The following is a 14,128-nucleotide window of genomic DNA, read 5'->3' as shown; positions in this document are numbered from 1 at the left end:
AAACCCTATTGGGGTAGAATATCTTTCAGGCGCAACAAGGCGATACGCTCGACCTGACGGCATGCGGCCTTGAATTCGGTGTCTTGGTCGTTTCCAGTTCGAGCTTCGAACGCCGCAAGAATTTCGGCTTTGGTTCGTCCCTTCGCAGCTATGATGAAGGGGAAACCAAATTTCGTGACATAGGTGGTGTTGAGCGTTGAAAATTGCTCTTTTTCCGCGTCGCTCAATGCATCGAGGCCAGCAGAAGCCTGTTCCTTGGTTGATTCTGGCGTCAACTGCTTCGCCGCTGCGATCTTGCCTGCTAGATCAGGATGCGCATTGAGGACCCCAAGCCGCTCAGCCTGGCTTGCCGACCTGAAAATGCGGCAAAGCGCATTATGGACGCCGCCCGCTGTATCGTGTGCGGGGCCGAGTTCCAGATCGTAGGCGCGCTCCGCAATCCATGGCGAATGCTCGAATATGCCGCCGAAACTGTCGACGAATTCTGTCTTATCCATTCTTGATGGGTGAAGCGATGGCACCTTATAGGGATGGTGTTCGCGCCAATGATGGGCAATATCGATGCGCCGCGCCAGCCACACGTTTTCGTGGCTCTTCACGTAGTCGATAAAACGCTTCAGCGCTGCAACTCGCCCAGGACGGCCTATCAGCCTGCAATGCAGGCCAACCGACATCATCTTGGCATGCCCTGTTTCGCCTTCGGCATAAAGTGTGTCGAAAGCATCTTTCAGATAGCTGAAAAACTGGTCGCCGGAATTGAAACCTTGTGGCGTGGCAAAGCGCATGTCGTTGGCATCGAGCGTATAGGGAATGACGAGTTGCGGTGAAATGGCATTGCCGTGGCCGTCATGGTCGAGCCAATAGGGCAGATCGTCGTCATATGTGTCGGATATATAGGCAAGATCGCCGACTTCAGATGTAAGCTTGACCGTGTTGACCGAAGTGCGCCCGGTATACCAACCGGCAGGTCGTTCGCCTGTCACTTCGGTGTGCAGCCTGATCGTTTCTTGTATGTCGCGGCGCTCATCGTCGGCTGAATAGTCGCGATAGTCGATCCATTTCAGCCCATGTGACGCGATTTCCCACCCGGCATCCTGCATTGCGGCCACTTGATCCGGCGAACGGGCAAGAGCGGTGGCGACACCGTAGACGGTGACGGGAACCTCAGCTTGCGTAAACAGCCGGTGCAGGCGCCAGAAGCCCGCGCGTGCACCATATTCATAGATCGATTCCATGTTCCAGTGGCGCTGGCCAACCCAGGGTGCCGCACCGACGATTTCGGAAAGGAATGCCTCGGAGGCCTTGTCGCCATGAAGAACGCAATTCTCGCCGCCCTCTTCGTAATTGACAACGAACTGTACCGCGACCTTTGCACTACCGGGCCATTTCGCGTCAGGCGGGTTCGCGCCATAGCCGCGCATGTCGCGTTGGTAACGCATGGTTCAGTGCTCCTCATTACGCAATTCGTGACCCAAGACTAGCAAAACAGGATGCGGGCATTCCCCTCAAAAAATTTGAAAGTGTTTTTGGGCCGCTTTGGTCGACCGGGTCTTATGCTACGGCTTTAATTGGCGCACAATCCGTTGTCATGTGTTGATGTGTACTGGAATGGGAGGCGATGAATTGGGTGGAACGTCGAAAGCTGAAGGCGGGCGTCTGACAACGCACGTCCTTGATACGGCAACTGGCAGGCCGGCAGTCGGTCTTTCAATCGAACTGTTCCGCATTGCCGGTGATACACGCACACACATCAAGACCGTTATTACCAATACCGATGGCCGCTGCGATACACCGCTTCTGGCAGGTGACGATTTTCATACCGGAGAATATGAGCTGGTGTTTGCCGCAGGCGATTATTTGCGCCAGCTTGGAACCAGATTGCCGGATCCGGCCTTTCTTGATCGCGTCCCAATTCGCTTCGGCATGGCCGAGAATGTGCATTATCATGTGCCGCTCCTGCTTTCGCCCTACGGCTATTCGACATACAGGGGGAGCTAAACCATGACTGGCGTTAATCTACGTGGTGAAATCCGCTTTATTCTGAATGACCGCGACGTCGTGCTCTCAACACTAGCACCCGACGATACGCTTCTCGATTACCTGCGGCTGGCAAAAAGCCTGCGCGGAACCAAGGAAGGCTGCGCGGAAGGCGATTGCGGTGCCTGCACGGTTCTGGTTGGCAAGCGCGTCGGGTCTGAACTAGTCTATGAAAGCGTCAATGCCTGCATCCGTTTCATGGGTTCGCTTGACGGTTGCCATGTGGTGACTGTCGAACATCTGCACGGGGAAGGCGGCAATCTCCACCCTGTCCAGCAGGCGCTGGTGGATTTTCACGGATCGCAATGCGGTTTCTGCACGCCAGGTTTCGTTATGTCGTTATACGGCCTGTGGATGCGGAACCCAGACCCTTCAAACGCCGACATAGAAAAGGCGCTACAGGGCAATTTGTGTCGTTGTACCGGTTATGAGGCCATTGTCCGCGCGGCTCATGCCATTTCCAGCTATGGCACGGTCGCCAACGATCCATTGGCAAGCGAGCGTTCGGCGGTGTTGGCACGGCTGGCTAAGATGGACGACGGCGCACGGGTGGAAATTGGTCAGGGAAAGGGCCGTCTGATCATACCTGCCGATGTCGATGATTTTGCAGCCATTCTTGAAGCCGAGCCGAAGGCGACGATTGTCGCCGGCTCCACCGATGTCGGCCTATGGGTGACCAAGTTCATGCGCGATATCGCGCCCGCCGTATTCATAGCCGATCTGGAGGGGTTGCGATCGATCTCGCAAAGCGATGGCGTCATTTCCATCGGCGCCGGTGTTACCTACACCGAAGCCTTCGACCTGCTCGCCGCGCACATTCCTCAATTGGCCCCGCTCATCGATCGCATCGGTGGTGAACAGGTCAGGAATATGGGAACGATCGGCGGCAACATCGCCAATGGATCGCCAATTGGCGATTCGCCGCCACCATTGATCGCGCTTGGATCACGGTTGACTCTGCGTAAAGGTAAGCAAAGACGCACAATACTGTTGGAAGATTTCTTCATCGCTTATGGCAAGCAGGATCGCCAGCCCGGCGAGTTTGTTGAAGCCGTGCATGTGCCGGTTCCAGCCAGGGGCGAATATTTCGCAGCCCATAAGATCACCAAGCGTCGCGATGAAGACATTACCGCAGCACTTGGCGCTTTCCATTTGGCGCTGGCAAGCGACGGCACGGTCGCCTCTATCCGTATCGCCTATGGCGGCATGGCGGCGACACCGAAGCGGGCAAAGGCGGTGGAAACAGCACTTCTCGGCAAGGCATGGAACGAGGCGGCTGTCGAGGCAGCGCTCGATGCCTATGCGCAGGATTTCACCCCGCTTTCCGACATGCGCGCATCCGCAGAATACCGCATGATGGCGGCGCGCAACCTGTTGCGCCGCTTCTTCGCTGAAACGCAAGGAACTGGTGCGCCGCTTCAGGTTTCGCGGCATCAGGCGGCGTGAGGACATGACCATGACAAAACACACGCCAGGCATCAAAGCCGAAAAGATCACGGGCGGGGTTGCGACTTCCCAACGCCACGATTCAGCCCACAAACACGTCACGGGAACGGCTGTCTACATCGACGACATGCCGGAACCTGCCGGCACATTGCACGGTTGCCTTGGCCTATCGAGCGCCGTTCACGCCAACATCGTTTCGATGGATTTGTCCGCGGTGCGTAGCGCATCCGGCGTCGTTGATGTTCTGACTGGTTCAGATGTGCCCGGCGAGAATGATATTTCGCCAACCGGCCTGCATGACGAACCGGTATTGGCGGAAAACAAGGTGGAGTTTTTCGGTCAGCCCATTTTCGCGGTAATCGCCGAGACGCGCGAACAGGCACGGCGCGCCTGTAAGCTTGCGAAAATCGAGTATGAAGAACTGCCCTTCGTCACCGACATCGGCAATCTCGACCCTCTAAAGGATAAATTGGTCACAAAACCGCTGCATCTGAAACGCGGCGATGCAAAAAAGGCGATCGAGAATGCGCCGCGCCGCATCACCAACCGTATGCGCGTTGGCGGACAAGACCATTTTTACCTTGAAGGTCACATTGCGCTTGCCGTACCCGGCGAGGATCACGACGTCACCGTTTATTCCTCGACCCAGCATCCCAGCGAAGTCCAGCATATGGTTTCGCATGCGCTTGGCGTGCCGTCGAACGCCGTGACCGTCGAGATAAGGCGCATGGGTGGCGGCTTCGGCGGAAAGGAAACGCAGTCGAACCAGTTTGCCGCCATCGCGGCTATCGCCGCAAAGCGATCGAACCGCGCAGTCAAAATCAGGCCAGATCGCGACGACGACATGAGCGCGACAGGCAAGCGTCATGATTTCGTTGTCGACTATGACGTCGGTTTCGACGACGAGGGCAACATTCTTGGCGTCGATTTCATATTCGGCGCGCGCTGCGGATTTTCGGCTGACCTGTCCGGTGCCGTTACCGACCGGGCGCTGTTTCACTGCGACAATGCCTATTACTGGCCGGCGGTGAACGCCGTTTCAGCACCGCTATACACCAACACCGTGTCGAACACGGCTTTCAGAGGTTTCGGCGGGCCACAAGGCATGGTCGGTGCCGAGCGCATCATCGACGAAGTTGCGTTTGCGGTGGGCAAGGACCCGCTGGAAATTCGCAAACTGAATTTCTATGCGCCGCATGGTGATACCAAAAGTGGCCGCAATGTAACGCCTTACCATCAAACTGTTGAAGACAATGTCATCCAGCGTGTCATCGCCGAGCTTGAGGAGAGTTCCGACTATGCCGGGCGTCGCCGCAAGATCGATGCTTTCAATGCAAAGAACCGCTTCATCAAGCGCGGACTGGCGTTGACGCCGGTGAAGTTCGGCATTTCCTTCACCGCAACTCACTTCAATCAGGCCGGGGCGCTGGTCCATGTCTATACCGACGGTTCGGTGCACTTGAACCATGGCGGCACCGAAATGGGGCAGGGCCTTTACGTGAAGGTCGCCCAGGTGGTGGCGGAGGAATTCCAGATTGACCTCGATCAGGTCAAGATCACGGCGACCACCACCGGCAAGGTGCCAAACACATCGGCAACTGCGGCATCTTCTGGTTCTGACCTCAACGGAATGGCTGCGCAGGATGGCGCCCGCCAGATCAAGGACAGGTTGATAGATTTTGCTGCGCAAGCGCATCAGGTGCCAAAGGATCAGGTCGTCTTCCTGCCCAATCGCGTGCGTATTGGTAATGAAGAGATTACCTTTCCCGAACTGGTTCGCCAGGCTTATGTCGCCCGTATCCAATTGTCGGCGGCTGGCTTTTACAAGACGCCGAAAATCCATTGGGATCGCGAAAAAGGACAGGGCAGGCCATTCTATTATTTCGCCTATGGTGCTGCCTGCTCGGAAGTGTCGGTCGATACGCTGACCGGCGAATATGTCATCGAGCGCACCGATATCCTGCATGAAACCGGCCGTTCACTGAACAAGGTCATTGATCTTGGCCAGGTGGAAGGAGGGTTCATTCAAGGCACCGGTTGGTTGACCACCGAGGAACTGGTCTGGGATGACAAGGGACGGCTGCGCACCCATGCGCCCTCGACTTACAAGATACCGTTGGCGTCGGACCGGCCAAAGATATTCAACGTCGAACTGGCCGACTGGTCCGAGAACTTCGAGCCGGCGGTACATCGCTCAAAGGCTGTGGGTGAGCCGCCATTCCCACTTGGCATGTCGGTTCTGCATGCATTGTCCGACGCTGTTGCAAGCGTTGCCGATCACAAGATATGCCCGCGCCTTGATGCCCCCGCCACGCCCGAATGCGTGCTGATGACCATCGAGAAGGTGAAGGCGGAGTTTCGCGGTGCTGCCTGATTGATGTCGTGGCGAGAAGTTCCAACGCCGATTTGCTATATTCCCGAAGTGGGAAAATGAACATGACATCAAATTTGCAAAGCCTGAAAACTTTTCTTGCAACAGCCAACGGCTTTGCACTGGTTGAAGTGGCAGGCACGAAAGGGTCAACGCCGCGCGAAACCGGCGCGACGATGCTTGTATCGGCGACTACGAGTTACGGCACCATTGGCGGTGGCCAGCTTGAATTCATGGCAATCGACAAGGCGAGAGATATCCTGTCGCTGCCGGACCTGACCCCACATAGAAATTCCCAATTGAAAGCCGGGGCTGATCAGGAAGATGTTCACGAGACTCTGGATGTTCCACTCGGCCCTGAAATAGGTCAGTGCTGTGGAGGGCGTGTCGAAGTGCTCATCCGGCTGGGAAGCGCGGCGCTTGAATCGGAGTTGATGAAAAAAGCCGAGAGTGAAGATGCCGTCCGCCCGCATATCTACATTTTCGGTGGCGGTCACGTCGGTCACGCAATGGCGCAAACATGCGCGCTCATGCCAGTGCGCCCGATAGTTGTGGACACGCGCGCAGACGCGCTGACGGGCCTGCCATCGGGAATTGAAACCAGATTGACGCCTATGCCGGAGGAAGTGGTGCGCGCCGCGCCAGCGGGAGCGGCATTTGCTGTTTTGACCCACGACCATGCCCTCGATTTCCTGATCGTGGCTGAAGCATTGAGGCGCGACGATGCGGCCTATGTCGGCATGATCGGCTCCAAAACCAAGAAGGCCACGTTCAAGAACTGGTTTTTGAAAACCGCTAATGGCACCGACGCAGAGTTCTCGCGCCTGGTGTCACCAATCGGCGGTCAGACGGTGAAGGACAAGCGGCCAAATGTAATTGCAGCCCTTGCCGCCGCTGAAATCATGACCGCGCTGGCCAATTGCGCATCAAATGCGCCTGCATCGGAAGCGCGCACCGGCGCACAGTGATTATTCCTGTTCCTGCGTATGGGCTTCCAGAAACCACAGCAATTTATCGAGTGAACGCGAATAGGCGGTAAAGATATCGGCGCTGTCGGCATCCCCCGCCTCGTCCGTCTCGTCAATTGCAGCACGTGCTGATTTGGCAGCGGATGCATAGCGCTCGATCAGGGCTGCCAGATGATCCTTCGTTTTATGAATGTCGGTTGGATAGGCTGCCAATGTGCTGGCTTTCGTTACAGCCTGTGACGTGCCATGCGCCGTGCCGCCCAATTGCACGGCCCGTTCGGCAATGACGTCGACATGTCCGTCGATTTCCGTGCAGAACATGTCCAGCATTTCGTGGATAGCGATAAATTGCGGTCCCTTGACGTTCCAGTGGGCTTGTTTGGTAAGGAGCGCCAGGTCAATGGCATCGGCCAACCGTGTGTTGAGAACGGCTATTGCAGTGGTTTTGGTGTTGGACTTCAGATCGTTCTTGGTGGCGAAATTGGCCATGTCAGTCTCCTGAATTTTTTCGACATCCGGATCGGAATGAAAAAGGCGAAAAGACGTGATGATACGCGTGCGCCGCAATGTATCCGGTGCCAATCTGTAACGGGATTGGCGCGGTTTTGTTCCGTCATGCTTTGGCTAAAATCTCGCGAATGAGCCGCTGGCAGCGTTCGGCCATGAAATCGAGCAGCAAGCGCACTTTTGGGTCCTGCAATTTCTTGTGCGGATAGACGGCGGCAAATTGAACGGGTGTGGGAGGTGTTTGCGCAAGGATCACCTGAAGGCGGCCATCCTTCAGATAGGGTTCAACCTCAAAGCGCGGCTTGTTGATGATGCCGCGCCCGGAAAGTGCCCAGCCGGTCAAGACGTCCCCATCGTCGCTGTCGAAAGGTCCATGCATTTCAAATTTCTGAGGTCCGCCTGGCATCTGCAACACCCAGAAAAATTCTCGTGAACCGGGATAACGCAGCATCAGGCAGTCGTGTTTCCTGGCGAGCAATTCATGTGCGTCAACCGGCATACCGCGTGCTTCCAGATATTGAGGGGCGGCGACCAGAACGCGCTCGCAATCCATTATGCCGCGCATGCGCAACGATGAATCTTCAATGATCCCAAGCCGGAACGCGACGTCGATGCCTTCCTTCATGATGTCGACATTATGATCCGAAAGCCGGAGCCTCACCTCGATGTCGGGGTATTTGTCGTGGAAATCGGGAATGCCTGAGGCAATCAAACGGCGACCGAGGCCCAGTGGAGCGGTGACACGAATAGTGCCGCGTGGCTGGCCAGAAAGTGCTGAAACAGCAGCTTCAGCTTCCGTTACCGCATCCAGAACCTGTTTGGCCCCGCTATAAAAGACAGTGCCATGCTCGGTCGGCATCAACTGGCGCGTCGTACGGTTGAACAGCCTGACGCCCAGGTGTTTTTCAAGTTCCTTGATACGGTTGGAAGCGACAGCCGGTGAAATGCGCATATCGCGGCCAGCAGCCGATAGATTGCCCAGTTCTACAACCCGGACAAAAACGGATATATTGTCGAGATAGGCCATATATTTTCGTGGCTCTTATGAAACGGCGAAAGACAAAACTACTATTTTCCATTTTTTTGAAAGTCATCGTGTTTCCTGCCTCTTTTCGTTTATGTGCGAGGCCGTAAAGTCGCCAGTCTGGCAGGAAGGGACGGAGCATGCTTGATTTTGCGATATTCTGGGATTGGCTGTCTTTCGGTGTGCGCTGGCTGCATGTCATCACGGCCATCGCCTGGATTGGCTCGTCCTTCTATTTCATCGCGCTAGATATGGGGCTGCGTCAGCGCGCGGGTCTGCCTGTCGGTGCCTTTGGCGAAGAGTGGCAAGTCCACGGCGGTGGCTTCTATCACATCCAGAAATATCTGGTTGCACCAGCCGAAATGCCCGGCCACCTGACATGGTTCAAATGGGAAGCCTATATGACCTGGTTGTCGGGCTTCGCACTGCTGTGCATCGTCTACTACGCCGGTGCCGACCTGTTCTTGATAGATCCGAATGTGCTGGATGTTTCTGTTCCGGTGGGCATTGCTATCTCGCTTTCGACGATAGGCGTCGGCTGGGTTGCTTATGATCTTTTATGCAAGTTGTTTCTTGGCAAGAGCGATACGGGGCTCATGCTGTTGCTCTATTGCGTGCTTGTCTTTATCGCCTGGGGTCTGACGCATCTCTTTACCGGCAGGGCGGCCTTTCTGCATCTTGGCGCGATAACGGCCACGGTCATGTCCGCCAATGTTTTCATGGTCATCATCCCCAATCAAAAGATCGTCGTTGCCGACCTGATTGCCGGGCGCAAACCCGATCCGAAATACGGAAAAATCGCCAAACAGCGTTCGCTGCACAACAATTACCTGACACTGCCCGTTCTGTTTCTGATGCTGTCGAACCACTATCCGCTGGCGTTCGGAACTGAGTTCAGTTGGGTCATCGCATCGCTGGTGTTCATGATTGGCGTTCTCATTCGCCATTTCTTCAATACGCACCATGCCAGAAAGGGAAATCCGACCTGGACATGGTTGCTGGCTGGCATCCTGTTCATCGTTATCATCTGGCTGTCGACTGTTCCAAAAATCCTGACAGGCGAGCCAAAGGTGTCGGCAGCCGAACAAGCCTATGTTGCATCCCCACATTTCTCGACGGTCAGAGACACGGTTCTTGGCCGCTGTGCCATGTGCCACGCGCAGGAACCGTCCTATGAGGGGATTTACCATGCGCCAAAAGGTGTGATGCTGGACAGTGATGCCGGCATCGCAGAACACGCCCGCGAAATCTATCTGCAGGCAGGGCGAAGCCACGCCATGCCGCCAGCCAATGTCACTCAGATCACGGACAAGGAGCGCCAGCTTCTCGTCGCGTGGTTTGAAGAAACAAAGAAATAACGGGCAGCTTGCCAATGACCACCACTCTTTTGCGCGGCCGCACCCTGTCGTTCCTTCGGTGGCCGCAAAGCGTTGATGACGCCTCCGCCTACCGCTACGAAGAAGATGGTGGCTTGCTCATTCAAGGTGGCAAGATCGTTGCTGCCGGGACTTACGCCGAAGTCAGCGAACAGGCAGGCGAAGATGCGCACAGAATCGACCACCGTCCGCATCTTCTGCTACCGGGTTTTATCGACGCCCATGCGCATTTTCCGCAGATGCAGATTATTGCCAGCTATGGCGCCGAACTGCTCGATTGGCTGAACACCTACACATTTCCCGAAGAGACGAAGTTCCACAACGCGCAGCATGGTCGGCGCATCGCACGTCTTTTCCTCGATGAAATCTTGCGTCATGGAACAACGACCGTGGCGGCCTATTGCTCCGTCCACAAGGAGTCGGCGGAGGCCTTTTTGCCGAATCGCATGCGCGCAATATGCTCAACATTGCCGGCAAGGTGATGATGGACCGCAATGCGCCGGACGCTCTTCTGGATACGCCGCAATCCGGCTATGACGACACCAAGGCGCTGATTGGCGAGTGGCACGGCAAGGGGCGGCAATTTTATGCGATAACCCCGCGTTTTGCCATCACCTCGACCCCTGAGCAGATGGAAATGGCTGGCGCGCTGGCCAGCGAATATCCCGACCTCCACATCCAGACGCATCTATCGGAAAACCACGCAGAGATCGTCTTCACGCAAGAACTTTATCCGTGGTCGAAAGACTACACCGATATTTACGAGCACTACGGCCTGCTTGGTGCAAAATCCCTGTTTGGCCACTGCATCCATTTGTCTGAACGCGAAGCGGACGGGCTCTCATCAGCAGGGTCCGTTGCGGTATTTTGCCCAACCTCGAACCTGTTCCTTGGCTCGGGGCTGTTTGCCTACCAACGCTTGCGCATGCGCCAGAACCCTGTCCGTATTGCTGCTGCAACCGATGTCGGCGGTGGCACCAACTATTCGATGCTGCGCACCATGGACGAGAGCTACAAGGTCATCGCCTTGCAAGGTGAGAAGCTGAATCCGTTCCAGTCGTTCTGGCAGATGACACGCGGCAATGCCGAGGCACTTTCATTAACGGAAAATATCGGAACGCTGGAACAAGACACCGACGCGGACATCGTGGTTCTGGATGCCGGGGCCACACCGGCCATGCGCCTGAGAATGGAGACGGTAAAAACATTGGCCGAGGAATTATTCCTGCTGCAAACGCTGGGCGATGATCGCGCGGTGCGCGAAGTCTATGTCGCAGGTCAGCAAGCCAAGCGCGATATGCCAGCCTAATGTCCCGAATCCGAAATCCTCTCTGATTGCGCACTCCTGTTCCCAACTCCTGCTTGACCCGACGGCAGTGATCGGCCAAAGCGTCTGGCGACGTTTTTGGAGGAATGCCGATGACTGTGGCCGCCGACATTGAGACCATCAAACGCCAGGAGGCGACACTTGTCTTCAAGGCATTCGATGAAGGCGTGGCTTTCGAAATCGGTACAGCCATTCGAGCGCGCGCGCTTGAGGAAGATTGGCCGATCATCGTCGACATACGGACTTTCGACCGACCGCTGTTTTATGCGGCATTGCCAGGTTCCAACGGTTCCAATCCCGAATGGGCGCGTCGCAAGGTAAATGTCGTGAAGCTTTTCCTGGCCAGTACATATCGCATGGTGCTGGAGCGTGGCAGTGCTGACCGCACCTTCAAAATCGGCGAGGCGCTCGATATCGCTGACTATGTACTCGCGGGAGGCGGCTTTCCCGTCAGCGTCGACGGTGCAGGCGTTGTTGGTGCGATTACCGTCTCGGGCTTGCCCGAACGCAACGATCATGGCGTCGTTGTCGATGCCTTATGCGATTATCTTGGCCAAGCTCGCGAGAAAATGGCACTGCCTGCTTCGACAGACAAAGAAGAAGAGTGACCCTTTGCATGGAATCCAAACGCTTTTTGACCTCTATCTTTGATGCCGCGGTTGCCGCCGCTGATCCCGAGCGGACCATTCGCAACCATTTGCCCGAGCGCCCGAAAGGCAGAACGATTGTCATCGGTGCAGGCAAGGGATCGGCGCAGATGGCAGCGGCCTTCGAAAAGGTGTGGGATGGTCCGTTGGAAGGGTTGATCGTCACACGCTACGGTTACGGTGCAAAAACCGAGCGCCTTGAAGTGATCGAGGCTGCTCATCCCGTTCCTGATGCGGCGGGATTGGAGGCAGCGCGCCGCTTGCTCGAAATGGTCAGCGGATTGACTGATGACGATCTCGTCGTCGCGCTAATCTCGGGTGGTGGATCGGCGCTGTTGCCGTCACCGGCACCCGGTCTGACGCTGGCCGACGAGATTGCCGTCAACGAAGCGTTGCTTGCGTCCGGCGCACCTATTGCGGCGATGAACACCATTAGAAAGCATGTGTCCACGATCAAGGGTGGTCGGCTGGCAGCCGCCGCCCATCCGGCAAAAATCGTGTCATTGGTGGTATCGGATATTCCGGGCGACAATCCGGCTATGGTTGCTTCGGGGCCGACAGTGCCGGATATCGGCAGTCGCGCAGATGCGCTGAAATCCATTGAAACCTATGGCATGAAACTGCCGGCTTCGGTCATGGCGCACATCAACTCAACAGAGGCAGATGCGCCGCAACCCAACGATACGATGTTTTCCCGAAACGAAGTGTGCGTGATCGCATCCGCCGCCGTCTCGCTCGAAGCGGCCTCCGCCGAGGCAAAGCGCCAAGGAATTGAAGCGGTCATCTTGTCGGATTCGATCGAAGGTGAAGCGCGCGAAGTAGGTGCTGTTCATGCCGCGATTGCGCGTGAGGTTGCTGCGCGCAACCGGCCTTTCAACAAGCCGGTCCTTCTGCTCTCGGGTGGTGAGACAACTGTAACCATCAAGGCCAGGGGCAAAGGGGGCCGTAACAGCGAGTTCCTCCTCTCTTTTGCCGTTGGAATTGATGGTATCGAAGGCATCCATGCGCTTGCCGCAGATACCGACGGTATCGACGGATCGGAAGACAATGCTGGAGCATTTGCTGATGCTTCGACCATTTCGCGCATGCGCGCTGCTGGGGTCGATGCCAAGGCAATGCTCGCTGGCAACAATGCTTGGACCGCGTTCAATTCGATTGGTGATCTGTTCGTGCCGGGTCCGACCGGAACGAATGTGAATGATCTGAGGGCCATCTTGATCCGCTGATCAGCGCATTTCAATTAAGCTGGCATATACGATTGCGCTCTACATTTTCGGAAGCCGCACGGCATCGCGATTGCGAGGAATGCGTAACCGCTCGGAGGAATTGAAATGCCTTGCCGGGCATGGCACCCCGAAGGTGACGTCATGGGATAATCCTTCTCCGAAAAACTGCAATCGGACCGGATGAGCAGTGCACCATCAAAGGAGCCGATACAGGCAATGCGTCAGCCAGAAATATCTATAACGCCACAATCACCAGCCGCACTGCCGAAGGCGATGCGTTGTTCTTGCCTGTCCCACATCATCGAGGTTACGGCTCCCTTGCCCGGCCGGCGCAGCAACACTTCCTTGGCATCGGTGAACCGTGCCGCGATAATCATGCCGTCTTCATAACCAATCGCGACAACGTCCTGGCTTGGGTGGCAGGCAACGCATGTCACCATGGCGTTTCCGCGTGTGCCAAGCTCCAGCGGTGCTTTGCCCATCGGACCATCCTTGGCATGGAATGGCCAGACGATGGCCGCCGGTGCGCCGGAACTTGCCAACCACTTGCCTTTGGCGGCCCACGAAAAGCTTTTCACCTTGGCCGGATAGCCGCTCATGCGCATATGCTTGCCATCGGCAAGCTTCCAGCCATGCAAGGCGTTTTCCTGCATCGTGGTGACAAGGAAATTGCCATCGGGCGAGAATGTAATTCCCGTATGTGCGCCTGCCCATTCAAGTTCGACGGGCTTGCCCTCAGCCGCCGGGAAATGAAGTGTCGCACCATTGTAGCGGGCAACGGCAATGCGCATGCCTTTGGGCGCAAATGCCAACCCCTCGACGGAACGCGGATGGGCAAATTCCTTCACCTTGCCATCCATGAAACGGACATAGGCGGCCTTGCCCGATGCAAAACCGATCGCGCCCTGGGGGCCGGTGGTTACGCTGGTGATCCACTTGCGCCCGGCGTTGGCTATTTCCTCGATCGCACCACCGGCGCGAACAGCATATACCTTGCCGTCTTCTCCGCCCGTGATCAGCCGATCATTGGCGGCATCATGAAACGCAGTCAGCAGGCCGTCATTGGCCTGTTCGCTCTTATGGCCATGATCAAGGCGATGAATGGTTCCTTCGGCGGTAGCGAAATGGGGAACATTGTCCAGAAAGACTGCGGCAACGCAATGACCTTCAAGGTCGAGAGGGGCAACTGTTGGCATGTT

The 14,128-nt window shown here is 56.3% G+C and carries 11 protein-coding genes and 1 pseudogene; 8 read left to right on the top strand and 4 right to left on the bottom strand.

Annotated elements, in window-relative coordinates; translation table 11 throughout:
* Positions 1-5 precede the first annotated feature (5 nt).
* Positions 6-1,439, bottom strand: a complete 1,434-nt coding sequence (gene puuE, locus AC0L7S_RS03995; RefSeq protein ID WP_473473175.1) for an allantoinase PuuE — start codon at positions 1,437-1,439, stop codon at positions 6-8.
* A gap of 184 nt (positions 1,440-1,623) precedes the next feature.
* On the opposite strand from puuE, the gene uraH reads away from it, so the two are divergent.
* From uraH to xdhC, 4 genes are all read left to right on the top strand, one after another.
* Positions 1,624-1,998 (top strand): hydroxyisourate hydrolase, encoded by a 375-nt coding sequence (uraH, locus tag AC0L7S_RS03990; RefSeq protein ID WP_473473174.1) that lies wholly within the window; start codon positions 1,624-1,626, stop codon positions 1,996-1,998.
* Between the two features lie 3 nt (positions 1,999-2,001).
* Positions 2,002-3,483: a xanthine dehydrogenase small subunit gene (gene xdhA / locus AC0L7S_RS03985; RefSeq protein ID WP_473473173.1), complete on the top strand. Its 1,482-nt coding sequence runs from the start codon at positions 2,002-2,004 to the stop codon at positions 3,481-3,483.
* Between the two features lie 10 nt (positions 3,484-3,493).
* Complete coding sequence (xdhB, locus tag AC0L7S_RS03980) at positions 3,494-5,857, top strand: xanthine dehydrogenase molybdopterin binding subunit (RefSeq protein ID WP_473473172.1); 2,364 nt, start codon at positions 3,494-3,496, stop codon at positions 5,855-5,857.
* A 62-nt stretch (positions 5,858-5,919) separates the two neighbouring features.
* A complete protein-coding gene (gene xdhC, locus AC0L7S_RS03975) occupies positions 5,920-6,822 on the top strand; it encodes a xanthine dehydrogenase accessory protein XdhC (RefSeq protein WP_473473171.1) in 903 nt (300 codons plus the stop codon).
* On the opposite strand, the gene dps is transcribed toward xdhC, so the two are convergent.
* Both dps and AC0L7S_RS03965 read right to left on the bottom strand, forming a co-directional pair.
* Positions 6,823-7,311, bottom strand: coding sequence for a DNA starvation/stationary phase protection protein Dps (gene dps / locus AC0L7S_RS03970; RefSeq protein WP_473473170.1), 489 nt, complete (start codon positions 7,309-7,311; stop codon positions 6,823-6,825).
* A 124-nt stretch (positions 7,312-7,435) separates the two neighbouring features.
* A complete protein-coding gene (locus AC0L7S_RS03965; RefSeq protein ID WP_473473169.1) occupies positions 7,436-8,356 on the bottom strand; it encodes a LysR family transcriptional regulator in 921 nt (306 codons plus the stop codon).
* Between the two features lie 137 nt (positions 8,357-8,493).
* Between AC0L7S_RS03965 and AC0L7S_RS03960 the strand changes: the two genes are divergently transcribed.
* The 4 genes and pseudogenes from AC0L7S_RS03960 (at position 8,494) to AC0L7S_RS03945 (ending at position 12,929) form a co-directional block, all read left to right on the top strand.
* The gene (locus tag AC0L7S_RS03960) at positions 8,494-9,711 is read left to right on the top strand and encodes a urate hydroxylase PuuD (RefSeq protein ID WP_473473168.1); all 1,218 of its coding nucleotides are present in this window, start codon (positions 8,494-8,496) and stop codon (positions 9,709-9,711) included.
* 14 nt (positions 9,712-9,725) lie between these two features.
* Positions 9,726-11,038 (top strand): annotated as a pseudogene (gene guaD, locus AC0L7S_RS03955) (guanine deaminase).
* A 110-nt stretch (positions 11,039-11,148) separates the two neighbouring features.
* Positions 11,149-11,664, top strand: a complete 516-nt coding sequence (locus AC0L7S_RS03950) for a heme-degrading domain-containing protein (RefSeq protein WP_473473167.1) — start codon at positions 11,149-11,151, stop codon at positions 11,662-11,664.
* Positions 11,661-12,929 carry a glycerate kinase type-2 family protein gene (locus AC0L7S_RS03945; RefSeq protein WP_473473166.1) on the top strand — a complete coding sequence of 423 codons (1,269 nt, stop codon included), beginning with the start codon at positions 11,661-11,663 and terminating at the stop codon, positions 12,927-12,929. The genes AC0L7S_RS03950 and AC0L7S_RS03945 overlap by 4 nt, the downstream gene beginning before the upstream one ends.
* A gap of 221 nt (positions 12,930-13,150) precedes the next feature.
* On the opposite strand, the gene AC0L7S_RS03940 is transcribed toward AC0L7S_RS03945, so the two are convergent.
* Positions 13,151-14,125, bottom strand: a complete 975-nt coding sequence (locus AC0L7S_RS03940; protein ID WP_473473165.1) for a WD40 repeat domain-containing protein — start codon at positions 14,123-14,125, stop codon at positions 13,151-13,153.
* Between the last annotated feature and the right edge of the window lie 3 nt (positions 14,126-14,128).

Source organism: Mesorhizobium sp. G2-6-1 (assembly GCF_055809095.1).
Note: the sequence above shows the minus strand (reverse complement) of the source record. Positions and strands in the feature narration are given on the sequence as shown.

Coding starts and splice junctions, on each gene's coding strand:
- puuE (WP_473473175.1), bottom strand. CDS start 1,439: ATGCGTTACCAACGCGACATGCGCGGCTATGGCGCGAACCCGCCTGAC.
- xdhA (WP_473473173.1), top strand. CDS start 2,002: ATGACTGGCGTTAATCTACGTGGTGAAATCCGCTTTATTCTGAATGAC.
- xdhB (WP_473473172.1), top strand. CDS start 3,494: ATGACAAAACACACGCCAGGCATCAAAGCCGAAAAGATCACGGGCGGG.
- xdhC (WP_473473171.1), top strand. CDS start 5,920: ATGACATCAAATTTGCAAAGCCTGAAAACTTTTCTTGCAACAGCCAAC.
- dps (WP_473473170.1), bottom strand. CDS start 7,311: ATGGCCAATTTCGCCACCAAGAACGATCTGAAGTCCAACACCAAAACC.
- AC0L7S_RS03965 (WP_473473169.1), bottom strand. CDS start 8,356: ATGGCCTATCTCGACAATATATCCGTTTTTGTCCGGGTTGTAGAACTG.
- AC0L7S_RS03960 (WP_473473168.1), top strand. CDS start 8,494: ATGCTTGATTTTGCGATATTCTGGGATTGGCTGTCTTTCGGTGTGCGC.
- AC0L7S_RS03950 (WP_473473167.1), top strand. CDS start 11,149: ATGACTGTGGCCGCCGACATTGAGACCATCAAACGCCAGGAGGCGACA.
- AC0L7S_RS03940 (WP_473473165.1), bottom strand. CDS start 14,125: ATGCCAACAGTTGCCCCTCTCGACCTTGAAGGTCATTGCGTTGCCGCA.